21 protein-coding genes and 1 pseudogene are annotated in these 24,414 nt (G+C 49.2%); 15 read left to right on the top strand and 7 right to left on the bottom strand.

Features of this window, described 5'->3' with window-relative positions; translation table 11 throughout:
- The 11 genes from JK211_RS16910 to JK211_RS11710 all read left to right on the top strand — a co-directional run.
- Nucleotides 1-105, top strand: a 105-nt coding sequence (locus JK211_RS16910) for a hypothetical protein (protein ID WP_249213791.1), incomplete at its 5' end; no start/stop codon positions are given.
- A 57-nt stretch (nucleotides 106-162) separates the two neighbouring features.
- A complete protein-coding gene (locus tag JK211_RS11755; protein ID WP_212708866.1) occupies nucleotides 163-468 on the top strand; it encodes a hypothetical protein in 306 nt (101 codons plus the stop codon).
- A gap of 77 nt (nucleotides 469-545) precedes the next feature.
- Nucleotides 546-779: a hypothetical protein gene (locus tag JK211_RS11750; protein ID WP_212708865.1), complete on the top strand. Its 234-nt coding sequence runs from the start codon at nucleotides 546-548 to the stop codon at nucleotides 777-779.
- A 59-nt stretch (nucleotides 780-838) separates the two neighbouring features.
- The gene (locus tag JK211_RS11745; protein ID WP_212708864.1) at nucleotides 839-3,775 is read left to right on the top strand and encodes a phage tail tape measure protein; all 2,937 of its coding nucleotides are present in this window, start codon (nucleotides 839-841) and stop codon (nucleotides 3,773-3,775) included.
- Entirely contained in the window at nucleotides 3,772-4,116 is a 345-nt protein-coding gene (locus tag JK211_RS11740; RefSeq protein ID WP_371734627.1) for a phage tail protein, read from the top strand. The genes JK211_RS11745 and JK211_RS11740 overlap by 4 nt, the downstream gene beginning before the upstream one ends.
- A gap of 52 nt (nucleotides 4,117-4,168) precedes the next feature.
- Nucleotides 4,169-4,906 (top strand): phage minor tail protein L, encoded by a 738-nt coding sequence (locus JK211_RS11735; protein WP_212708863.1) that lies wholly within the window; start codon nucleotides 4,169-4,171, stop codon nucleotides 4,904-4,906.
- Nucleotides 4,907-4,908: 2 nt separating this feature from the next.
- Entirely contained in the window at nucleotides 4,909-5,637 is a 729-nt protein-coding gene (locus JK211_RS11730; RefSeq protein ID WP_212708872.1) for a C40 family peptidase, read from the top strand.
- Complete coding sequence (locus JK211_RS11725) at nucleotides 5,615-6,217, top strand: tail assembly protein (protein WP_212708862.1); 603 nt, start codon at nucleotides 5,615-5,617, stop codon at nucleotides 6,215-6,217. Before JK211_RS11730 ends, JK211_RS11725 begins: the two co-directional genes overlap by 23 nt.
- Nucleotides 6,218-6,268: 51 nt before the next feature.
- Complete coding sequence (locus JK211_RS16905; protein WP_249213789.1) at nucleotides 6,269-12,667, top strand: hypothetical protein; 6,399 nt, start codon at nucleotides 6,269-6,271, stop codon at nucleotides 12,665-12,667.
- Complete coding sequence (locus JK211_RS11715) at nucleotides 12,642-13,799, top strand: DUF1983 domain-containing protein (protein ID WP_212708861.1); 1,158 nt, start codon at nucleotides 12,642-12,644, stop codon at nucleotides 13,797-13,799. Before JK211_RS16905 ends, JK211_RS11715 begins: the two co-directional genes overlap by 26 nt.
- Before the next feature lie 342 nt (nucleotides 13,800-14,141).
- Nucleotides 14,142-14,864: a hypothetical protein gene (locus JK211_RS11710; protein ID WP_212708860.1), complete on the top strand. Its 723-nt coding sequence runs from the start codon at nucleotides 14,142-14,144 to the stop codon at nucleotides 14,862-14,864.
- 864 nt (nucleotides 14,865-15,728) lie between these two features.
- On the opposite strand, the gene JK211_RS11705 is transcribed toward JK211_RS11710, so the two are convergent.
- On the bottom strand, nucleotides 15,729-17,372 hold the full coding sequence (locus JK211_RS11705; RefSeq protein ID WP_212708859.1) for a dihydroxyacetone kinase subunit DhaK: 1,644 nt from the start codon (nucleotides 17,370-17,372) through the stop codon (nucleotides 15,729-15,731).
- 242 nt (nucleotides 17,373-17,614) lie between these two features.
- Here JK211_RS11705 and JK211_RS11700 point away from each other — a divergent pair, with 242 nt between their 5' ends.
- Nucleotides 17,615-18,313, top strand: a complete 699-nt coding sequence (locus JK211_RS11700; protein ID WP_212708858.1) for an RluA family pseudouridine synthase — start codon at nucleotides 17,615-17,617, stop codon at nucleotides 18,311-18,313.
- A gap of 65 nt (nucleotides 18,314-18,378) precedes the next feature.
- Here JK211_RS11700 and JK211_RS11695 read toward each other — a convergent pair whose 3' ends face one another.
- Nucleotides 18,379-18,918, bottom strand: a complete 540-nt coding sequence (locus JK211_RS11695) for a DUF2058 domain-containing protein (RefSeq protein ID WP_212708857.1) — start codon at nucleotides 18,916-18,918, stop codon at nucleotides 18,379-18,381.
- Nucleotides 18,919-19,236: 318 nt separating this feature from the next.
- On the opposite strand from JK211_RS11695, the gene JK211_RS11690 reads away from it, so the two are divergent.
- Nucleotides 19,237-19,431, top strand: coding sequence for a hypothetical protein (locus JK211_RS11690; RefSeq protein ID WP_212708856.1), 195 nt, complete (start codon nucleotides 19,237-19,239; stop codon nucleotides 19,429-19,431).
- A 305-nt stretch (nucleotides 19,432-19,736) separates the two neighbouring features.
- Here JK211_RS11690 and JK211_RS11685 read toward each other — a convergent pair.
- From JK211_RS11685 to JK211_RS11670, 4 genes and pseudogenes are all read right to left on the bottom strand, one after another.
- A pseudogene (locus JK211_RS11685) lies at nucleotides 19,737-20,261 on the bottom strand (DUF523 domain-containing protein).
- 153 nt (nucleotides 20,262-20,414) lie between these two features.
- Nucleotides 20,415-20,663 (bottom strand): CsbD family protein, encoded by a 249-nt coding sequence (locus JK211_RS11680; protein WP_212708854.1) that lies wholly within the window; start codon nucleotides 20,661-20,663, stop codon nucleotides 20,415-20,417.
- 334 nt (nucleotides 20,664-20,997) lie between these two features.
- Nucleotides 20,998-21,342, bottom strand: a complete 345-nt coding sequence (locus JK211_RS11675) for a hypothetical protein (protein ID WP_212708853.1) — start codon at nucleotides 21,340-21,342, stop codon at nucleotides 20,998-21,000.
- A 98-nt stretch (nucleotides 21,343-21,440) separates the two neighbouring features.
- Nucleotides 21,441-21,824, bottom strand: coding sequence for a DUF4186 domain-containing protein (locus tag JK211_RS11670; RefSeq protein WP_212708852.1), 384 nt, complete (start codon nucleotides 21,822-21,824; stop codon nucleotides 21,441-21,443).
- A 150-nt stretch (nucleotides 21,825-21,974) separates the two neighbouring features.
- Here JK211_RS11670 and JK211_RS11665 point away from each other — a divergent pair, with 150 nt between their 5' ends.
- On the top strand, nucleotides 21,975-22,385 hold the full coding sequence (locus tag JK211_RS11665; RefSeq protein WP_249213129.1) for a hypothetical protein: 411 nt from the start codon (nucleotides 21,975-21,977) through the stop codon (nucleotides 22,383-22,385).
- 14 nt (nucleotides 22,386-22,399) lie between these two features.
- Here JK211_RS11665 and ldcA read toward each other — a convergent pair whose 3' ends face one another.
- Nucleotides 22,400-23,335 carry a muramoyltetrapeptide carboxypeptidase gene (gene ldcA / locus JK211_RS11660; protein ID WP_212708851.1) on the bottom strand — a complete coding sequence of 312 codons (936 nt, stop codon included), beginning with the start codon at nucleotides 23,333-23,335 and terminating at the stop codon, nucleotides 22,400-22,402.
- 164 nt (nucleotides 23,336-23,499) lie between these two features.
- Between ldcA and JK211_RS11655 the strand changes: the two genes are divergently transcribed.
- Entirely contained in the window at nucleotides 23,500-24,135 is a 636-nt protein-coding gene (locus JK211_RS11655; protein ID WP_212708850.1) for a transglycosylase SLT domain-containing protein, read from the top strand.
- The last annotated feature ends 279 nt before the right edge of the window (nucleotides 24,136-24,414 follow it).

Below are 24,414 nucleotides of genomic sequence, written 5' to 3'. Positions count from 1 at the left end.
AATCATCAGTGCCGTTCAATGTGGCAACTGTTAAAAAAAGTGCGCCATTTTATGGAAACCGTCAGCCCGTTTCCCGGCAGAAAACAGGGTCTGGCAAAAGTGTAGCGGTATTAGGCGCAGCTATTTAGGATTAATCCTGACTTTATCAATGAGGGTAGGGATGTGAAGAAGCTTATTTTGATTTCAGCTTTAGTTCTGTCGGCTTGTGCTTCTCATCAGGAGCAGGATATAAAAGAACGCGTGATGAAAACAGACAATATAATTGTTCACTATTCGGAAGAGAGTAAAGCGGACGTTATTTCCGCTGCTAAGGCTGATGATATACGTGTTGTTCATGATCTGAAAACAATGAATGTTTTAGTCTTTGGTGTTGCAGAAAAAGATGTAGATAAAGAGATCCATCGAATGGAGAAAGTGAAAGGTGTCCTCGGAGTTCAGAAAGATAGCAATACGGCAACACTGCAATAGTTAATACTCATCTTGCTGTTTTTTATGCACTAATTCGTAGAAGAATATCACTATAAATTATTCGGTGGGATGTATATATGAAAGGGATTCTCTGGGCTATTTTTGCCGTGGTTGTTGTATTTTTTCTGTGGGGTTCCATTGTGAATTCTTCACCCGAGGAAAAAGCAAAAGCTCATGCTCGCGATGCGATCAGCTTGTGTAAATCTAATCAGGATAAGGTTTCAAACACACAGTCTGAGAGGCAATTCATTGCCAGCGTTTGTGAGCAAATGGAAAGTAATTATAAGCAGGAATATGGCACGACCCCATAGTCAGCTAGTTTTCATGGACCCAGCAAATGCTGGGTTTTTTTATGCCCGGAGAAAAGTAAATGGCAGAACAATCTTCACGTCTCGCAGTCATTATAGACAGCTCTGGGGCTCAAAAGAATGCCGACTCACTGGCAACATCCCTCGCAAAACTTACCCAGGCTGGTGAGAAAGCCGAAACAGCCACTGAAAACCTATCTGGGGCGACAAAAGATTACAACTCTTGGATGAAGCAGGGTCCCAGGCTTGTAGATGATGTTACTAAGTCCACACAGGCGGCGACCAAAGCCACGAATGACGAAGCCAAAGCCCTTGGTTCTTTGCTGGACAAAATCAATCCAATTAATGCTGCTCTGAACCGACTTGATGATCAGCAGCAGGCTCTATCTAAGTTCAAAAGCAAAGGTATGCTGGATGAAGAAACCTTCACTGAATACAGCGACAGGATTGACCAGGCCAGGAGTAAGTTAACTGGTTTTTCTGAGGCGCTGACAAAAACCGGTGATACCTCCAGACATGCGGCCCACAACATGGCAATGATACCGTCCCAACTGTCGTGGATGGTGACGAGTATTGCCAGTGGGCAGTCGCCTATCATGGCGCTGGTTCAGCAGGGCAGTATGTTAAGCGGCATGATGGGTGGACTTGGGCCGACAATTAAAGCAGTCGGCACTTACCTTGCTGGATTAGTCAATCCACTTACCATTGCAGGTGCCGCAGTAGCAGTTCTCGGACTGGCATATTATCAAGGAGAACAGGAGCAAGAGGCTTTTAAAAAGTCACTTATCCTGACCGGTAACCAGGTTGGGAAAACGGCGGATCAGCTTACTGATATGGCGGCCACCGTAAGCGCAGCCACTGGAACTACACAAGGGCAGGCGTCATCAGTTATCGCTCAAGCGGTATCGACCGGCACTATTGCGGGAGATTCTCTACAGAAAGTTTCCGCGGCCATTGTGAGTATGAGTGATGCTACCGGTCAAGCCACAGATAGCCTGGTGGCTGACTTCAGCAATATTGCCGCAGACCCTGTTGCGGCAATCACCAAACTGAATGATCAGTATCATTTCCTAACTTTAGCGACTTACAACCAGGTTAAGGCGCTTCAAGATGAAGGTGATCAGCAAGATGCTGCTAGAGTCGCCAGCGATGCATACGCTACTGCATTAAACCAGCGGGCATCTGATATCAAAAAAAGCTTAGGAACGCTTGAGACGCTGTGGGATTCAGTTGGTAACGCAGCAAAAGGCGCTTGGGATAGCATGCTGGATATTGGTCGTGGCCAGACCCTCCAACAGCAGATAGCGAACGTCCAAAAGCAAATCGCCGATATCCAAGGCAATGTTAAGCCGGGTATGTTTGGTTTGGGTGGGATCGGCGATGGCGGTGTCCAGGATAAACATCTTGCCTCATTAAAAGCACAGCTTTCCTTTTTGCAAAGTCAGGCTTCTACCCAAGATGTGCTAAATGGCTTTATCGATAAGCATAATCAGGCACAGCAGGCTGGTATTAAGGCACAGGAGTATATCGATAATCTCCAGGAACAATCCTTATCTAATGCTGAAAAAAGGACAAAAGAACAGAACCTGCTTACCGAAGCATTGAAGAAAACTCGGGCCGCCGGGACGAGCATAAGCGCCGCTGAAGAAGCGCAACTCAGGCAGGATATCGATAACAGATATAAAGACCCCGCGCAGCCGAAACAGCGTCATGAAAAAGCCTATACAGAGGATGCAGGAACCAGGTTGCTCGAGCAGCTGAATCAACAGCATGCTGTAATGGTGTCACAGCTCGACACGACGGATAAGCTATCTACAGCCCAGCAATCGCTTGTGAAATGGGAACAGCAGCTGGCTAATCTGAAAAGTAAGTCTACATTGACAGCTGATCAGAAGTCATTGTTAGCAAATCAGGATAAAATCACGGCGTTATACCAACAGAATGCAGCCCTCGAACATCAGCAACAGTTACAAAAACAAGTAACGCAGCTTTCCGGATATCAGTCAAACATCAATAAAGATATCGGCAACAGACAATCACAGTATGGCACTGAGGAATTGTCTGCATCTGGTTCTATCAGCGCTTATCAGCAAGGGATTCTCACGCAAAGAACGACACTTGAGCAACAACTGAATGACAAGGTTATCCAACTGAGACAGCAGCGAACCTCTGCTACAACGACCATTGACCGCGAAACTATAGATAAAGAAATATCTATGCAGCAGGCAGCAAATGACCAGATGCTTTCAGATTACGATAAGCATACGCAAAGCATGAGCGCTATACGAGGCTCATGGTCAAACGGAGCCGATAAAGCGTGGCAAGAGTATGCTGATAGCGCTTCAAATGCATCAGGAATGACGCAAACACTATTCAGTGACGCTTTTTCAAGCATGGAAGATTCCATCGCTACCTTTACCACAACGGGTAAACTGTCATTCAAAGGGTTTGCCAATTCGGTTATTGGTGACATATCCAGAATCGCAGCCCGCATGGCTATATCCGGTATCGCGAGCAGTATCATTGGTGGTGTAAGCGGAATGTTTACAGGTGGAGGAGGGGTTAAGGCATCATCCGGCAGTTCCTTTTCATCAGGTGCTTACAATAACCTATCACTGAATGCAAAGGGAGGTGTTTACGACTCTCCATCGCTCAGTGCATACAGCAATCAGGTACACAGCTCACCCAAACTATTCGCTTTTGCTAAAGGCGCTGGCGTGTTCGGTGAGGCGGGACCAGAGGCTATCATGCCATTGACTCGCGGTAAGGATGGTTCACTTGGCGTAAGAGCCGTCGGTGGTCAATCAGCGGCAGGATGGGGGATTCACCTGGGGGCCATTATCGTGAACGTAAACGGTCAGGGGCAGGCGTCAGCAAACAATTCAGGTACTGACGGGCAGGGCATTGCCAAGCAAATACAGGCTGCAGTAGTGAATATCATTAACGAGCAGGCAACGAAGCAAGGTACACCACTCTGGCGGGCAATCAAGGGGAAATGATGACTACTGATACCTTTGATTACTGCGTAAGCATAGGCGCATCAGGCACACTGCCGGTTAAGATATCCTCAGCCCAGTTCGGAGACGGATATAAGCAGGTTGCCGGAGTTGGCTTAAATGATGCTCTTGAAACCTGGGAACTGACCAGCAAAGGGCGTCCGGAGAATATGCTGGGAGTCCGCAATTTTTTGAGCAGCCATTGTGTTCATTCCTTTTATTGGACTAATCCTTGGGGAGAAAAGAAGCTTTATCGGGTCAAAGCTGACTCGATTGCCCCCTCTTTTGTTTATGGTAACTGGGCCGAAATATCTTTCACCTTTGAAGAGGCCGTAGCACCGTAAATCTGATCACAAACAATAGGCCGCCTGCGGGCGGTTTTTTTATGGGTGAAATATGAGCTTTACAGCCGACTTGCAACACCTGGAACCCGGTACCCTTGTACAGCTTATTGAGGTTGACGGCACAGAATTTGGTATGCCGGATGTGCTGCGGTTCCATGCGTATAATATTACCGATCCTGACTGGCAGTCCTTCACCACCGGCAATCTGCCGTCAGTTATCTGGCAGGGGGAGGAATACGATCCGCACCCCTATGAGTTAACTAATCTTGCTGTTACCAGTGAAGGTGCTCAGGCAACGCCGACCCTGTCAGTGGGCAATGTCGGTAATTTTGTGGCCGCACTTTGTCTTGAATATGACGATCTGGTGAAAGCGAAGGTCAGAATTCACATAACGTTTAAAAAATACCTCGATGCGGCGAACTGGAAGGGCGGAAACAGCGCCGCCAATCCAAATGAATCACGAAAGCAGCTGTTTTACATCAATTCAAAAACCTCAGAGACCCGCGCACAGGTCGATTTCGAGCTGTGTTCCCCGTTTAACATCCAGAGCCTGCAACTACCATCACGTCAGATTACGCCTGGCTGCACGTGGTGTATGCGCGGCTGGTACCGGTCGGGCACTGGCTGTGATTATGCCGGTGAGAAATATTTTACAAAGGATGGCGTGTCGACAGATGACCCGTCGAAAGACGTGTGTGGTGGTTACCTCAGTGACTGCAAACTGCGTTTCGGTACCGACTCCCCGCTGCCGTTCGGCGGTTTCCCGGGCGCTAACCTGCAGGGGAAATAATGCTGCGTGAGAAACTGACTGACGCGATCCGGCAGCATGCCGCTGCCGAGTACCCGAACGAGTGTTGCGGCGTGATTGTACAGTGCGGTCACCGGCAACACTATATTCCATGCCATAACGATGCTGGCAGTCCGGAAGAGCAGTTTCTGATGCGCGATTCTGATTACCGGTCAGCAGAAGCACAGGGCGAAATTATCATGATTATCCACTCTCACCCAGATGTGCCGGTGCTTATCCCGTCTGAAACTGACCGGATTCAGTGTGACTACTCCGGTCTTGAGTGGGGCATTATCTCCTGGCCGGAGGGTGATTTTTGCACCTTCTCACCCAGGGCAGACCGGGATTATACCGGCCGTCCGTGGGTGCTAGGACATGCTGACTGCTGGTCACTTATTATGGATTACCACCGGCGGGAGTTCGGCATTGTATTGAAAAACTGGTCGGTACCGTACGAATGGTGGAAGGACGGCAAAGAAAACCGCTATGAAGATCACTGGTATGCGGAGGGCTTTCGTGAAGTTCAGCACCTTCAGCCAGGTGACATGGTTATGATGCGCATCGGTTCGCCGGTTACCAACCACGCCGCCGTTTATCTCGGCAACAATCTTATTCTTCATCACAATTTCGGCAATCTCTCAGCGCGGGTCCCTTACGGACAATATTTCCGTGACCGGACTGTGCGGATTGTCCGGCACAAGGATATTCCTGATGTTAAAAACGCTCATCCTTAAAGGTCAGGCCGGTAAGCGATTCGGTAAAGAGCACCGGTATCATGTTGATGACCTGAACGAAATGCTGAGGGCTATGTGCGCCCAGGTGCCCGGTTTCCGTAAATACATGGCACTGGCGCACCATGACGGTATCCGGTTTGCTTTCTTTACCGGTACAGACAATATCGGTATTGACGGATTTGGCCTGACGCGCACTTCGGAGACTTACACAATGCAGCCGGTGCCCCAGGGGGCAAAATCCGGCGGACTCCTGCAGGTTGTTATCGGTGCCGCTGCACTGGTCGGAGCATACTTTACCGCCGGTAGTTCACTTACACTGCTTGGTCTCAGCGCAACGTCAGTCAGTACGGCATTAACAGGTATCGGATTGTCGATGGCGCTGGGCGGTGTTGTCCAGATGCTGACCCCTCAGCCCAAATATGCCGTCGGCAGCTCATCCACCGAAAACAAACCAAACTATGCTTTCGGCGCACCGGTGAATACCGTAGCGATGGGTTACCCGGTACCGCTGCTTTACGGAGAACGGGAAGTGGGCGGGGCGATTATCAGTGCCGGTATATTCTCCGGCGACCAGCAGTAAATCATTCAGAAATGTTCAGCCACCTCAGGGTGGTTTTTTTATGGAGTTTTTATGTCAATGAATACCATTCAGGGTGCCAAAGGCGGGGCTGCAAGTGCCCATACGCCAGTTGAACAGGCGGATGACTTACTGTCGACGGATAAGCTGAAAATGCTGGTTGCCGTTGCCGAAGGTGAAATAGAAGGTTCGCTGTCACCACAGGATATTTTTCTGAATGATACGCCACTCGCCAACAGTGACGGGTCTTACAATTTCACCGGCGTTAAATTTGATTTCCGTAACGGCACACAGGATCAGTCGTATATCCAGGGCATGCCAGAGGTGGATAATGAATTGTCAGTCGGTATCCTCGTCAAAAAGGCATCTCCCTGGACGCGTCAGTTTACCAATGCTGCGCTGGATGCTGTGCGGGTAAAATTGTCCCTGCCTGCGCAGTATCAGTACAAAGACAACGGCGATATGGCCGGAACGGTCACGGAATATGCTATCGATCTGTCCGTCGGCGGCGGAAGCTGGCAGACCATGATATCCGGTAAGTTTGACGGTAAAACCACCTCAGAATACCAGCGTGATCACCGTATTAACCTGCCGGCATCAGCGTCTGGCTGGGCCGTACGTGTCCGCCGTATCACCGATGATTCGACAGACAGCAAACTGGTTAATGCCTTTAAAGTCTTTTCATTTGCGGAAGTCATCGACAGTAAACTGCGTTATCCGAATACCGCCTTACTGTATATAGAAACCGATGCTGAGCAGTTCAGCGGCAGCGCCCCGAAGGTGACGTGTAAAGTCAAAGGTAAAATCATCCGCGTACCGGATAACTATGACTCTGAAGCCAGAACTTACACCGGTGCATGGTCCGGTGGCTTTAAGCTTGCCTATTCAGATAACCCGGCTTGGATTTTTTACGATCTTCTGCTTGATAAAGTTTATGGTATGGGTAACCGTGTTGATGCCTCAATGATTGATAAATGGGAGCTGTATCAGATTGGCGTTTACTGTGATCAGAAAGTGTCAGATGGTGCCGGCGGGACCGAACCGCGGTTTACCTGTAATGTATTCATTCAGAGTCAGGACGATGCCTATACCGTACTGAACGACCTGGCTGCTGTATTCCGCGGCATTACCTTCTGGGGAAATGATCAGATTACTGTCACTGCTGACACACCCGCGGATGATCCGGACTGGACCTATACGGCGGCAAATGTCATTGACGGACTGTTCACTTATGCCGGCGGTTCATATAAAAACCGTTATACCTCCTGCCAGGTCAGCTACTCAGACCCGCAAAATCATTACGCCGACACAGTTGAGCCTGTCTGTGAGCCCGATCTGATTGCCCGCTACGGCGTGAACGAAATGACTCTGACGGCCATTGGCTGCACGTCACAAAGTGAAGCCAACCGGCGGGGCCGCTGGGCACTGCTGTCAAACTCGAAAGACGGCACAGTAAGTTTCAGTGTCGGTCTTGACGGTCATATTCCGCTGCCTGCTTCAATCATTGGTGTGGCTGATCCGTACCGCGCCGGAAAACAGAACGGCGGCAGGCTGTCTGCTGTAAACGGGAATGTCTTCACGCTCGACCGCGCTGCCGATTTCGCTGCAGGTGACCGGCTGATTCTCAATCTGCCTGACGGCACATCACAGGCACGGACCATCGGTAATATCAGTGATGATAAAAAAACGCTCACTGTGAATACTGCATACAGCCAGGCACCGGTCGCTGGTGCGGTTTGGGTGATTGACAGTGATAACCTTGCGGTGCAGCAATTCCGGGTAACCTCTGTTTCTGATAACGGTGACGGTACCTTTACGATCGCCGGCGTTCAGTACGACCCGAGTAAATTTGCCTATATTGATGACGGGGTGAAAATTCAGGCCGCACCGGTAACGATAACCCCTGCAGCCGTTATGCCCGCGCCTGTAAATATAACGGTAAACGAAGTCAGTTACACATCCCAGGGGATCAGTGTGTCTTCACTTCAGGTGTCATGGGGTGCCGTGAAAGGTGCGGTTAAATATTCTGCCCAGTGGCGGCGTGACAACGGGGAGTGGATCAATACCGGGACGGTCAGCAGCCAGGGATTTGCCGTCAATAATATTTATGCCGGTGTTTATGAAGTCAGAGTCCGTGCGATAAACTCCTCCGGAATATCTTCACCCTGGGGAACGGCTGATACCGTCACCCTCAGCGGGAAGCAGGGAAAACCGCCGGTACTGGTCTCACTGACTGCCTCTGATAACACTGTGTTCGGGATAGATCTGACCTGGTCATTCGGTACCGGCTCTGATGACGGCCTGAAAACTACGCTTATGGTTTCAACACTTGCTGACCATTCAGATGAAACGCTGCTGGCTGATATTCCGTACCCTCAAAGCACTTATTCACTGACCGGACTTGCGGCCGGCGTGGTGCGTTACTTCCGGGCTGCATTCACAGATAAATCGGGTAATCAGTCTGACCGGACTGATTATGTGAAGGGGCAGTTGTCTTCCCGTGCCAGCGATGTACTGAGCTATATTTCCGGGGAAATCAGCAAAACAGATTTAGCTAAAGACCTGACCACTGAGATTGATAATAAAGCGGAACAGTCGAAAGTTGATGCTCAGATATCCGGGGCCAGTACTGCCGCCAAAAATTCACTTGATAGTGCGATCTCCGCGGTAAATCAGCAGCTGGCAGACGCGAAGAAAGACGCTGCCGCGGCTGTTGCCGCCGAAGCAGAGGCCCGTGCAGTCACGGACCGGGAAAACGCGAATGCGATAATTAAGGAAGCACAGGACAGAATTGCTGCTGTTGCGGCTGAAGCTCAGCAAAGAGCGTCAGCGGATAAGAATAACGCCAGCGCAATATCACAGGAGGTGAGTGACAGAGCGGATGCTGTCAACGCTGAAGCTCATGCCAGGGCTGACGCCCTTCTGAATGAGCAGAATTCACGTACAGCAGATATCGCGACCGTGAAAACGCTGATTCAGAACGGTGATAACTCCCTCGCTCAGCAGATAGCCAAAGTCGCCGCCGGTACCGGTGAACAGTTCGACTCCCTCGATATCTGGTATTTCGACAACGGAACCCGCGAGGGATGGACAAGCCACGGCGACGATCCTGTTATCTCAAAAGACGGCTGGATGCGTCCGGCGGTCAGTGGTGATGAGTATATAAACTCACCCGCGGGATTAAACATCAATTCATCGGCGTACCGATTTCTCAAAGTCAGACTGAGAAAGACAGGAACACTGCATTGGGACGGGCAGCTACGGTGGAAAGACAGTAAGGGGTCATTTAATGACACCAACATGGTCACTGTCGCAGAGCCTGAATGGGACGAAAATAATACAGCAACGATCACATTTCATGATGTACCGTGGACCAATGTTTCCGCCGTTGACCAGTTCCGCTTCGACTTATCAACCGCGGTTGATGCTAATAATTACATTGAGTATGACTGGATTGCTGTTGGCCGGCCAACGCCGGGGGCCGGGATGGCAGCATTACAGAGTGAGCAGGCAGCGCGTGTGAATGCGGATGCCGCCGAGGCAACGCAGAGGACCACGCTGGCCACTCAGCTCCGCGGGCCATATACGGGGAGTGATGCCTCTCAGTTAACGTCCGGCCTTATCTACAGTGAGCAGCAGCTGAGAATTACCGCGATAAAAGCGGAGGCCACCGCCAGACAGGCGCTTGAAACTAAGCTTGATGGCAGTGTGTCTGACATAGATAAATCACTGGACACGCTGAACACAGCAACTCAGGCCAACGCATCAGATATTACTAAGCTTAATAGCAGCCTCAGCGCTACTGACAGCAACGTGGCAAAAAAAGCCGAAGCAACGGCTCTGAATGCTCTGCAGCAGACCGTCAGCCGGCAGGGAGACACCGTTACCTCGCAGGGTAATTCCATCACTACTCTGCAAAACAGCCTGACACAGACTAATAAGAATGTGGCGACGAAGGCAGATGCTTCAGCACTCAGTGCATTGAGCAACACCGTCAGCCAGCAGGGGAGCACACTCTCATCACAGGGCGCTGCCATTACCAGCCTTACCGGCCAGTTAACTTATGGATCAAACCTGGTCCCTAACCCGCAGATGCAGAATAATGCCGCAGGCTGGGGATATACCTCCCGGGGGACGGATGGGGCAAGAAATTACGTTCAGGCTAACTCAACATATGCGCCAAACTCAGCGTCTTTTCCTGTTATAGAAGGTCAGGTGTTGATTGTTAATGCTGATCTCTGGGTTGATGCTGTGTCTTCCATTTCAATAAGGATAAGGTTTGATGGTCCGAACCTTAGCAACGCGGCTTACAGTGTGTTCACTCAGTCATCTCCGGCAGCGGCCACATGGTTTCAGGGGACCGGAAAGATAACTGTGCCAGCCGGTGCTGACACTGCTCAGGTTCAGGTAATGCACTCCTCTGGAAATGCAAGGTTATCAAATCCGCTCGTCTATGTTCAGACAGCAAGCGCTGATGCATTGCAATCCCTGGGGAACAAAGTAACTCAGCAGGGCAACACGCTCACCTCGCAGGGTAATTCTATCACCAGCCTGCAGAACAACCTGGCGCAGACCAATAAAGATGTGGCGACTAAGGCCGATTCATCGGCGCTCAGCACACTGACTAACACGGTGAAAAGTCAGGGTGACAAGATAACGTCGCAGGGTGATGCGATCACCAGCCTGCAAAATAACCTCGCGCAGACCAATAAGACCGTGGCTACAAAGGCGGATGCCTCAGCACTGAGTAACCTGAGTAATACCGTTACTCAGCAAGGAAACTCATTAACCACGCAAAGCAACGCTATCACCAGCCTGAATAACAGCCTCAGCCAGCAGCAGGCAAAAGGCGGGAATCTCGTCACAGACCCCGGCTTTGAGTCTTTCACCGAGTCACGGGATGGCGTTGGCCTTATTACTGACGGGACGCACCATTCAGGGAGTAAGTGCGCTAAGTTACGCAGAACAGCTCCGACAGGCTCAGGCGGGAATAATGATGTCAATTATGGCGGATGGTTTAACGTCAGACCCGGGCAGGTATTCTATGTCGAAGGATGGTTCAGGTATGACGCGAATAGTACCAGCAAGAATGGTTACGCTAACGTGGGGATATGGACAAATAATTTCGCCGGACAAAACAACTGGTCGACGTGTTTTCAGGTGAAGATTGCAGACTTACCATCGGATATCTCATGGAAGAAATACAGTGGCTACGTCACCGTACCCGCTGACAGCATTAAAGGTGTGCTTTGGTTCGCTATTCCGCAACAGCCAGCCAATACGCAAGGTACATCAATGCTGGTTGATGATGTATATGTCTGTGATGCAACTGAAGGGTACAAGGCTCAGCAGTCAGCTGATGCTAATGCGAAGACGATCAGCACTCTGAGTTCAACTGTAACCAGCCAGGGCAACACGCTCACCTCGCAGGGTAATTCTATCATCAGCCTGCAGAACAACCTGGCGCAGACCAATAAAGATGTGGCGACTAAGGCCGATGCATCAGCACTGAACACACTAAACAACACGGTGAAGAGTCAGGGCGACACGATCAGCTCTCAGGGTAACGCTATCACCCAGCTGAACAACGGCTTATCTCAGACCAACAAAACTGTAGCCGCTAAGGCTGACGCTTCGGCACTGAACAATCTGAGCAATACTGTTAATCAGCAGGGTAATACAATTAGCGTTCAAGGGCAGCGTGTCACTGCGCTTGAATCGAATATTACCGCGGGGGATAACCTTCTGCCTAACCCGCAGTTCCTTAACGCAGGACAAGGCTGGAACGGTGTGCTGACTACTGTCAACGGCTATTCTGCAATTACTACCGGTGCCGGTGGTGGCTGGTCGCCTAACGCGGGTAAATTTACGGTCAGCCCGGGTGATATTCTTGATGTGTCGTTGATGTGTAAAGCAAATATTAACTTTACTAATGTAGGCTTCGCTATCCGTTTTGATGGCCCTGGCGTTAGTAACAAAGGTATAGGGTCTGCAAGGCAGAACTTTAAATCGGGGGATATTAAAGCGATTTCCTGGAGCGTTACGGTGCCTGATGGTGTTACAACCGGACTGCTTCAGCCCGATCAGAACTGCGCGGCCGGTTCGTTAACAATATACAATATTGTGATAACCAGGAGGGACGCAGGGACCATCGCAAACTCATCAGCAATTAACACGCTTAATAGCACGGTAAAAACTCAGGGAGACACCATCACCTCCCAAGGTAACGCGATCACTCAGCTGAATAATGGCCTGACACAGACAAACAAAACTGTGGGCACAAAGGCTGATGCTTCCGCCCTGAACAGCCTGAGCAACACGGTCACTCAGCAGGGCAGTACCATCAGCTCACAGGGGGCGGCGATAACCAACCTGAGTAACAGCCTTACGCAGACTAATAAGGACATGGCGACTAAGGCAGATACCAGTGGTTCAATCGTCAAGTGGTTATAACCCAACGACTCCGAAGTTTTCGGTATTAGAGGGTGATATCTTAGATGTCAATTTGATTGCCAGAATGAGTCTGGCAGCAAGTGGAATATCATGGCAAATCAGGTTCGATGGTGATGGCTTTACGAACAGGACTGTAAATCTCTCCACCGATAACTATGCAGCGACAGAGCATAAGTCAGTCAGTGGGTCAGTCACTGTTCCGTCCGGGGCCAATACTGCATACCTTCAGCCAGGTCAGGCGGTTCCATCCGGCAATGACCTCATGCTTTGGGCTGTTCGTATCACCCGCAGAAGTGCCGCAACACTCGCAAATGCATCTGCGATTAACACTCTTAGCAACAAGGTGACGCAGCAGGGTAATACGATAACCTCTCAGGGGAGCGATATTACTCAGTTGAATAACAGTCTGTCACAGACTAATCACACAGTAGCGACTAAGGCTGATGCATCAGCACTGAACACGCTGAGCAACACGGTGAAGAGTCAGGGCGACACCATCAGCTCTCAGGGTAACGCTATCACCAGCCTGAATAGCAGCCTGTCACAGACGAATAAGACTGTTTCAGGCAAGGCGGATGCATCAGCATTAAGCTCTCTGACAACAACAGTCAACAACCATGGTTCTGAGATAGACTCGCAAGCTAAGTCCATCAATAGCCTGTCGACGTCAGTGAATAATAATAGTTCTCAGATATCGGCGGTTAATAAGACTGTAGCGGCCCTTGATGGGACAGTTTCAGCAACGTATTCACTGAAAGTTCAGACGGACTCGAACGGCAATAAGCGCGTGGCTGGCTTCGGGCTTTCCAGCGACAATACCGGTACTCAATTCCTGGTGCAGGCAGACCGGTTTGCGGTGATAAGCGGTGATAATGGGCAAGTGACATCTCCTTTTGCAATTTCTGGGAATCAGGTTTTTATTAATTCAGCAGTCATTAATGACGGAACAATAACAAGTGCTAAGATTGGGGATTATATCGCATCAAATAATTATAATTGGAATAATGGCTCAACTGGATGGTTGATCAGGAAAGATGGATTTGCAAGCTTCACAGATATAAATGTTAGTGGAGGGAAAATCCAGATGAAAGATAGTAATGGGGTAGTGAGGGTTGAACTTAGCTCAAGCTAACAATAATGCGGGGCTAATGGTCCCGCTAAGGATAATAAGTGGCCGGGATAGTGGTTCGTGATGAAAACGGAAATATAATTCTTGATTCTAATGATTATTACCTTAGGAAAGTGGACTCATTGAGTCTGACTTTAACTCAAAAAAAAACTTTTATCAGTTATCAGGGGATGGATCATTCTTCGCATATTGTGTCAACTGTGTACAATGACGATCACCCAATGTTGTCGAACATGATACCTTGTGCTGCATCAAATGGTGGGTTTTGGATCTACTGTACTAGCGCGGGCCCTGAGGATTATCAAAAAGTTAATATAAATATTGATGTGTTCAGGAGGAATTAACATGGCTGGGATAGTTATAAGAAATAAGGACGGAAATGTTTCTATATCGTCAGATAACCCTACGTATAATTATTATTTCAAAACGGACATAGGCGGTAACTTTGCTCCAGGTGAGGGTGATGGGGCGGGTGATGATTTCATGCCGTCACCTTTCACTGGCGGCGTTAGATATGGAAGTTTTAATTCATACTCTGGATCTTCGGCTATAAGACAATATGCATATACTGACGAGTATTCAAATCTAAGTCAGTTAATATGGTTTAATCTTTTTGACGGGTTTGAAGCGGCTCCGGGTGGGTACTTCCAGAGAAATTCGGGGGCGTTATTATTTACGAAGCAAGCAATCCCAGAGAAAGGTAAGTATTTAAACGTTTACGATGCAAATGGCACTCTAATATGGACGGCTGAATCATGTGCAACAATGCCACGGATAATTGGTGAGTTATTTATACCTCCAGATATTAATTTAAACTCTGAAATTTCCTTCTATAACATACCTAAGGATATATATTTTTTAGTTTCTCCATTTTATTGTGACAGTGATAGTAGCGATGATTCGACTATATATATTGCATTTTGCATAAAAAGAGAAGGTGAGAAGATAAGGTTTATCTTCTCATCAAAAGACTTGTCCGGAGGTTCGATGGGGGTTCCATTCGGTAGCTTTAAAGATATATACCCTGATGGTCTTTACATCCCGTACGCAATTATAAATGTATGTTAATGAAATAAAATGAGTGAGGATAAATAGAATGCTGGGGAAATAGCAGTAAACATGAAATCAAACACCGTAACTGGCACCGGGACAAAGTGCAAACCTGAACTTGCTATCGGGTACTGCATTTAATGTTCAGGGGCCGAGTGCAACTACACAATGAGGAGATTTTTGTCTTAATGTTTATTCACCGCAGATCCCTGCACGTCAGGCACTATCAGAATCAGATAAGCAATCTGCACTGAAAGCACTTGCAGGACAGATATCTGATGAAAAAACTTTGATTAACAGGTAACTATAGAATTCCCCTTTCGTAAAACTACGCTCACCATTGGTTCATTCGATAGCCTGTATATGCCGTAAATTTTTCAATCATCATTCTTACGCAGGAATAGTTGTTTCCTCCAAGTCATCTGACCAGTAAATATTGCTTATGGTGGAATTATCGAGGGTGATGCTCTGGATGATGCCAGGGTGATCGGAGTGGTGATGTTTATGGTGAAGAGTTTTGAAAGGCCGGAATAGTGGGGCATGTATGGGACAAAAAATTGCCGCGATATAACTCAAACTAACAAGTGTCAGGTCGAGGGATATTGCGGCAATGCTCTGTGTGCACGAACTTACTCAATATAACCTAATTAAATCATTGCATTAGGCACATTATGAATATGTCTGTGTAACGGGGCGGGGATTAATTTAGATCTGATTTTTATATATTCACCCTCCTTGTGAAATACAGATACCTCAAAGCTAAAGCTATTGGTTGGTTCCTGATTGCTTTTATATTGCAGGGGGTGTTTATGATAAACAGGGACAGTATGACTCTGTCCGGCAGCACGGCAGCGTACAGGCTCCCGTGCTGACCCGCTACCCTCAATGGCGGCGGATTGCGGAAAATACCTCGCTGACAGCCCGGGCTCCGGGATCAATATGACCCTGCAGGCTGTCTGCATTCAGGTAAGCAGAGCGGCCGGCTCCGGCTTTTTTCATCTCCGCTGTCGCCGCGGCCCCTTTCTCTGCTGCTGCGACTACCTGATCCCAGTCAGCATTTGCTGCCAGGGCCTCCAGAGCCGGTTGCAGGGCATCAACCATGGTACGGTCTCCCGTTTTTGCCCCGCCATATTTTTTCATTTGTTCCAGTCCTGCCAGCAACGCCTTACCTATATGCTGCTGCTCTGCATACCCCTCAGCGGCCGCACTAAATAATAACGACAGCAATACTCCTCCTGAACCGCCCATCGGGGTGGTAATACTTTCTCCCAGCCAGCGCAACAGTGCTGCCGGATCATTGAGCGGCAGTTGCTTATCCTGTACCGCCTTTACTACAAACCGTGCGCCGGTCGCCAGCGTAGAACCCGTGTCACCATCACCCACATGACTGTCCAGCCGGTTAAGCTGTTGTTCATTATCGATTAATGCCTGACATGCTGAGACCAGAATAGCCGCAGTTTGTGCATTTTCTGACGGGGTCACCGGGCTATTTTCCGGCAGCGGGGCGGCCTGATGCCAGTGCATCTGTGACGGTGTATACACCGGCGACCAGCCGGAGACTTCCACCGGTGCCTGCAGGGCTGCCAGCAGTTGCGGGGTCAGAGGCAATACGGTCAGTGAAACGCCTTTCATATCCAGCGCACTGACCAGGGTCGCCGGGCCCTGCAGATAACTGACCCGCTTGCCTAATGGGGAGCTGAGCAGCTCCTGACTGAGTATTGCCAGTTCCAGTGCTGAGAAACCGCCGAGATTATTTATCATCAGTAACAGATCTGATGAGTCCCCGAGATGAGATAACAGCCGTTGGGTAAGTTGCTGTACAATTTCACGGCTGTTCTGTGTATCAAGTGTTGCGACCCCATGCTCGCCGTGAATTCCCATTCCCAGTTCACTTTTCCCTGCCGGCACCCGGTCTTCTTCATCAGACGCCGGTAAATGACAGGAAGAAAGGGCAACTCCGAGGGTCGCTGTTTTATTTAATACGGCCCGCGTCTGCTCTGTGACCTCGGTTAACGACAGGCCCTGACTGGCGGCATATCCGGCCACTTTATGGGCGAGGATGGTCCCCGAAAGACCGCGCGGCTGCGGATTGTCAGGCAGGGAGATATCATCCCCGGCCAGCACCATTTCCACCTTATAACCCAGTGCCCGGGCTTTTTCTGCTGCCAGCCCGAAGTTCAGGCGGTCTCCCGTATAATTTTTCACAATTAACAGGCAGCCCGCGTCACCGGTGACATTAATAATCGCACTGAGGACCGCATCAACCCCCGGTGAGGCAAAAATATCACCGCAGACGGCGGCCGTCAGCATACCTTTCCCGACAAAACCGGCATGCATGGGTTCATGGCCAGATCCGCCACCGGAAATCAGGGCGACCTGTTGTTTATCCCAGTCATTGCGGATCACTACCCGCAACCCGGTATCGGTTTTCAGCCGCGTCAGATTAGCATGCGGACTGGTCCGGATAATCCCCTCAAGGACATTGTCAATAATCTGGTCTTTGCTATCGTAGAAAAAATGACTCATCAGTATTACTCCGCAACAAAAAACACCGACTCTCAGTGTGAGACAGATTTATCCCCGCGGGGAAGTGCATCCCAGTTAATGTGATCTAAGTCACAATTTAATCGGTGCTGATACCGGTCATTCGCAGGAAAATAGCGGCGGGGGAGTGCGCTGAATCAGCGGTAATGATGAAGACCGGCAAAGGTCGCCAGCAGTACAGAAATTGGTTATGATCCGCTGCCTGTTATTCTCCGGATCATCTGATGTCTGCTATTGTCGATACTTTTATTGCGCCTCCTTGTACTGACTCGATTGAAATTCTTTATCAGGATGAGCATTTGCTGCTGATTAATAAACCGGCCGGTTTACTGAGCCTGTCAGGGAAAAACCCGCAAAACCTGGACTCAGTACATTACCGGCTGGTGAAAGCGTTTCCCGGTTGCACACTGGTGCACCGGCTGGATTTCGGCACCTCGGGAGTGATGATCGTTGCCCGTAATAAAGCAATAAATGCGGCACTTAGTCAGCAGTTCAGTCAGCGTCGGGTCACCAAGCAATATGAAGCATTACTGTGCGGTTATCTGAAACAGAGTGAAGGAATCATTGATGCACCGATAGCCAAAGATCCCGCCCTGTTTCCGAGAATGTCGGTCTGTGCTGTTAAAGGGAAGGTATCCCGCTCTGCTTACCGGCTGCTCGGGCATGAAACATATCCGTTAGCCGACGGGACATTATTACCGGTCAGCCGGGTACGATTACTGCCCGAAACGGGCCGGACGCATCAGCTGCGAATTCACTGTCAGCATCTGGGATTTCCGATTGCTGGTTGTGATCTCTATGGTGGTCGTGAGCAGCCAGGCAGTGACTGCTTGCCAAGACTGATGCTGCATGCCAGTCAATTACACTTTACTCATCCGGTCACCGGTCGGGTGGTGGATGCCGGTAGTCACTGCCCGTTCTGAACTCCGTACCGTGGCTGCTGTTGCCGCCAGCGAACAGAGAGATCCCCTGTCCGCCGCAGCAAGGGTTACCACATCAGGTCATCAGGTACTTTAAAGTCTGCATAGGGATCGTCTTCATCCTGTTCCTGAGGCGTCAGAGTACTGTTCAAAACAATACTCCCGGCGTCGCGTTGTGCAATCTTGTCGGCGACGACGGCGGGAATAATCGCGTAGTCGGGGCGGTCTGCATGCGCAGTTATCAGACGTGCAATGGCAAGACGGCCACTGATTAGCTGAGACTGGGTGGTTTTATCGACAGTTATTTTTTTGATAAGGTTATTATCGGTGAAATTGAATTCAATATCGCCTTTGGTAATCAGTACCCGGTTCATATCAATTAACTGGCGTACCTGGGCTTTATATTCCTTAGATAATGCAGCCAGTTTCTGTTGTTCATTCAGTTGCCGGTCTCGTTCCAGCTGCGCTTTTTTATTTTCTTCTACAGCTTCTCTAGCCTCACGGGCCTGCACACGGGACTTTTTTGCGGTTCTCTGAACTTTATCCATCTTTTTGCTGGTGACGAGTCCGGCTTTCAGCATCTGTTCTTGTAAGCTAAGTTTTGTCATCGTAATACCTGAACATATTGAATAATTTTCCGGATTATAACGTTAATTCGGTTGTCTGTTGCGGGTTTTGCCAGTGAATAGCAGAAATGTTTATCACAAAAACCGGTCTCAGCTGTGCTTTACAGAGAGCGACAGAGATTCAGGGTCTATACTCTGTTGCAGAGAGAGTTAAATACGTTGTAACCATGCTAACTATATGGTTAATATGGCGACCCTGTTGTCATTCTGTCGCAGACACGAAAGGAAAAAAAACCGGTGACACATTGCTGTAACCTGACAACAGGATAATTAAGCAGATAACATAAAAAAGGAAATAATATGTTGGCGAAAATGTTTTTACACGGGCGTCATTGTTACGTCGCTGTCACTGAGATGACAGAAATCGAAAATGGCCATCTGGCTGCTGGCAATAAAGAATTTATGGTTAAGCTGGCAAATGGTATGCAGGAAAAAGTGGTGATGAACCCCGACAGCCAGGCCGGTATGGATAATGGTTGTATCCGGATAGGCTGAACTCAGACTGATAAGCAGTAAGCAGTAAGCAGTAAGCAGTAAGCAGTAAATACTGTCATGAGCGCTGCCATCTTCTATGGCAGGCTCTGAGCTACAGCACAGTCTCCGGTGCTGTACTGTCTGCGCAACCGCAGACAAAAAAAAGCCCGCGGTCAGCGGGCAAAGATAACTGGAAGCAATGTGAGCAATGTCGTGTCAAATAGTTGACTGTTTTAATCAACTATTCGACAGAGCTAAAGATAGTGGTAATGATTCTCAATTGCAACCCCTTTCTGTCAGTATTAACCCTTCAGATGAATTATTTCTCAACCGGCAAAATGTGGCAGGACCCGCGGATTGGTTTCGGTGATCGCTATTCTGGCGAGTAACTGTTCAGGGTGTCGGTGAGAAAATACTTCAATGCCATGCTGACGTAATAAAGCCGCCGCTACACCCTAGCCATTGACCTGTTGTCCTGAAAACGCTCCGTTATAAATGTGCTGACTGCCGCAGGTCGGACTGCCATCTGTCAGTAAGGCAAAACGACAACCGTGCTGCAGGGCGGTTGTCAGTGCCAGTCTGGCAGCCAGCCGATAGACCGTACTGGCATCTGTTCCGTCACTTTCCACAATACTGGCTGCACCCGTCAGTACCTGGTCACCATTGCCGCCCCGTATTTCTGCCGGCAGACGGGGCGTCTGTAGCCCGGCTGCCACTTCAGGGCAAAAAATAACCAGACGGTTTTGCTGGCGGAGTTGTTGCAGGGCATCAGAGACAAAAGGTTTATCGCGGCCGTTATAACGGACATTGAAACCCATCAGGCAGGCACTTATCAGTATTTTACTTTTCATTGCTGTTTCAGGTAGTCATCCGCGAAGGGGGGATTATAACGGTTTCTAGTCCGGTGTATGATTATTTCCGCGGCTATCACTGTCAATAAAAAGCCCCGTTATCTGAAAAATAACGGGGCCGGAAGTAATGTACTAACTGTAAACAATCCGCGGTTATTTACGGCCGAGGAGATAACCAAACACCACCCCGACAGCCGCCGCAATCGCGACACCGGTATAAGGTTTGTCGGAGACCTGTGTTTTGATGGTATCAGCAGCATCCCGCACAGCATAGCTTGCCTGTGAAGCGTATTTACGCGCAGCACCCTTTACTGAATGCTCAGGTGAGTCGGTGATATCACCATAAGCTTCCTGTGCAGCACCGGCCAGTTCCTGCGCTTTATCCTGAAATTTATCACTCATACAGAACTCTCCTTTGTTTGACTGTTTTATCAGTTGTTTTTAAGTATAGCAGAGGATTTTTTCCTCATCAGGGAACCGGAATTTTCTTAAGTCAGGGTGAAGGATCTTTACGGACCAATCGGGCAGAGACAGCCCTTTAAGAAAGAACAGTGGTACATAATACCTTACCGGCAGGCTGTTAAGCCTCCGGGCGAGGATAGCGCGCTCTTCAGCTGATAGTTGATGTATTCATGCTTTCTGCTGCCGGGCAGCAGGTGGCGGGTTATGCAACAAAATATAAAAATCTGCTACAGGAAATACCAGAAATACCTGTCGGAAAAGCCGGCCACCATGACTATTCAGTGCCGGGGGCAGGGCAGGTCCAGGTGACCATCAGGTTTTGCGGTGAATTAATCAGCCGGAAACGGTTATCTCCCAGTCGCTGGGCATAATAGCCTTCCGCGGTGACGGCCGCCGGAATATACAACTGGCGATCTGCTGAAATTAATGGTCCGCTGTTAATACGCACAGCATTTTTGCTGACAGTAAAATAATTCACCTGATCAAATACCCATGCATTACTGCGGCCGAGATTCTGACCATACAGGCTGGACACTTCTCCGTCACACAAACGCCCGCGGGGCTGGGAGGTACAGCCAGTGATTAATACCAGTACGGCAGCCATCAGCAGATAACGCATAACATCACCTTAGTCCATTGCGGGTAATTATCGTTTTACCGGGATCTCAAGCATAGCATTTCCGGAGGCGACAGGGTGAACGATAATACAGCCGCGGATTACTTTCCGGAGATAACAGATGGGGCGGGAGCAGTTATCTCACCCTGTAGCCAGCGAAACAGAACATCGCAGATATAACGCTGGCAGGCATCATCTAATGGCTGACGGGCGGGAATACGGTGCCATTTTTCAAGACAGCCGCGACAACATGTTGCCGTTGCGTGCTGGGCAATAAATACCGGATGGCCGCGCATCGGGGTTTGCTTACCGTCGTTTACCGGCTCTGCCGCCGACAGCCGCTGGCGGACAAAGTCGGCGGCATGCTGCATCACCACCTCAGCACCTTTTTCCAGGCAATACTGCCGTTCTTTTACGCCAAGATGAAACCGGCTGCGAAACGGAGAGCCAGCCAGACGGCGGGATAATTGCTGATAAGAGATCATAAAGTCTTTACCTGTACACGCGGGAATATATCACCAGTCATCAATTTTATTATGTTGTAACCTAAGCGGATAGTTTTCTGTTGTTTAATCTGGTTATCATTTGCTACACAGTAAATAATTATCTCCGTTAAACATATCTCAGGATGAGTGATGAAAAAGATCATTGCCACAGTATTAGGCATCGTGATGCCTTTAAGCACAGCATTAGCTTTTGCGGCCCCTAATGACGGGGACGAATTCCAGATTTCATGTGCCGGACGTCCGACCATGACCATTGATCGTGCGGAATATGGTATTTCAACACTGATGTGGGGTGATAATAACTTTCAGATTGCCGCAGGGCAGGACCGTACCCGGTTACAGGATGGTCAGCCCGTATCCATTACCCTGTTTCGTAACGGCGACCAGCTGATGGTGGATAACGCCACACAAAATACATTTTTTGTGTATGCAGGCACCACAACACTGGTGCCCTGTGAAAGAACTGACAGCCGTCCCGATCCGCTGCTGACACTTACTCCCCTGAACTATTCAGCCGCAACCGGTTCAGCCAGCAGTTAACCGGAAACAGTGGATTACTGGCGGGAACTGCTGATCACCGGATAACCACTGAGGGTCAGGCTATTCTGACCCGCTCTGCTGGTTAACTCTGCTGTCGCTCCGATTGGCAGAGTAACAGTTTGTTGTTCATGACCAAAACTCAGGCCATCAATAAAGGGAACGCCGCTCAGTTCCTGCAGGTATTGCCATACACTGTCCAGTGAGAAATCCTGATCATATTCAGAGGGACGGGCACCGCTGAAACTGCCGGTGATTACTGCCTGCTGACGTTGCAGGATACCCGCATGCCACAGTTGCAATAACATTCTTTCAATGCGGAACGGATGTTCATTCACATCTTCAATCACTAAAATACCGTTATCTGTCTGCGGCATCCAGGGGGTACCGGTCAGTGAACTGATCATCGCCAGATTCCCGCCCCACAGTGTGCCGCTGACGCTGAAATCTTTTTGTTTATTTCCTGACCAGTGGATGGTATAACTTTTTTGCCTCAGAATATTACGAAAGTGCTGCAGGGTAAATTCAGACGGCGGGCTGGCGCCAAAATTACCTGCCAGCATCGGCGCGCTGAAAGTAATTAAGCCGCACCGGGATAACAATGCCAGCTGAATGGCGGTGAAATCGCTGTGACCACAAATCGCGACCGGCTGTCCCGCTAAACGCTTTCCCAGTGCAGAATAATCAATCTGACTCAGTAACCGGCTGGCACCATAACCACCACGTACCGCGAGTACAATATCCGGCAGATTTTCACAGTCAGCAAGGTGGTTGAGGTCAGCAAGTCGTTGTTCATCCGTGCCGGCAAATCGCTGATAGCGCCGGGTAACAACCCCGGTATTCTCCAGCCTGTAACCGGCAGTCAGCAGATAATCCAGTCCGCGCTCAGCGGCCTGCTGGTTAATACAATAGCCCGAAGGGGCGATTAATCGGATTGTAGGGTTAACAGACATAGCAGTAAGTTTGCAGCAAATAAGTCAGACAATAGAGCCATCATGGCGAAAATAGCGGGATAAGTCACGCCTTTCAGTCCCGGGGTATTTAAGACAAACGGTAATTTTCTGCGGATGAGAAATCTGTATCATAGGCGACGCAAAATGATCAGGATAACGATAACGTGAAAATAAAATTTCTTGTGCTCTCTGCCTTATTACTGGCAGGGTGTGCCAGTGAACCACCGACGCATACAGTACAGCAAAAATATACACCACTCATTGAAGCACCGCCTTCCAGAGTACTGACCAGTAATGATGACTGGTCCCTTTTCACCGAAGATGCTGCCAGTCATTATGGCGTTGATCAACGTTTAATCAGCGCCATTATTAGTGTCGAGTCTGGTGGAAACCCGAATGCAGTCAGCCGTTCTGATGCGGTGGGTCTGATGCAAATAAAGGCATCCACCGCAGGCCGTGAGGTTTACCGGGTGCAGGGTAAACGGGGGCAGCCCACCCGCAGCGAGCTGAGAGATCCGGCTAAAAATATTGAGATTGGCACGGCATATATTAGAATCCTGCAAAACAGTATGTTGTCCGGCATTCATAATCCTGTCACATTGCGCTATGCAACCATCGTCTCATACTCCAACGGAGCCGGTGCCTTATTACGCACCTTCTCCCGCAACCGCAATACAGCGATTGCGATGATTAATGATATGACGCCACAGCAGTTCTATCGTTTTATTGAGCGCAGACATCCGGCCAGCCAGGCCCCGCGTTATTTGTGGAAAGTCACGAATGCTTATCGTGACAGTTAATACGAGTTACTAAGGGTGCTGGTTAAATATCCGGCAGCCAGTCATAATTTTTTCTGACAGGTCGCCTTCTGCTGACTCTGTGACTATACTTACCTGCTGTACAGGATGTATTAATGTGACTGCAGGATAATTCCGGTACCATTGATGCAAAATGCCTGACAGTCTGCGTATCTGCTGCGCAGTCCATTACCTGGCTATTAGCGGGTGAAAAAAAGCAGACAGTGATTACACTGAATAACATTGTTCTGATTTACGTAAAGTCATCAAATGTAAGGAGCT

It is taken from the genome of Tatumella sp. JGM130 (assembly GCF_018257525.1).
Taxonomy (GTDB): Bacteria; Pseudomonadota; Gammaproteobacteria; order Enterobacterales; family Enterobacteriaceae; genus Tatumella; species Tatumella punctata.
Note: the sequence above shows the minus strand (reverse complement) of the source record. Positions and strands in the feature narration are given on the sequence as shown.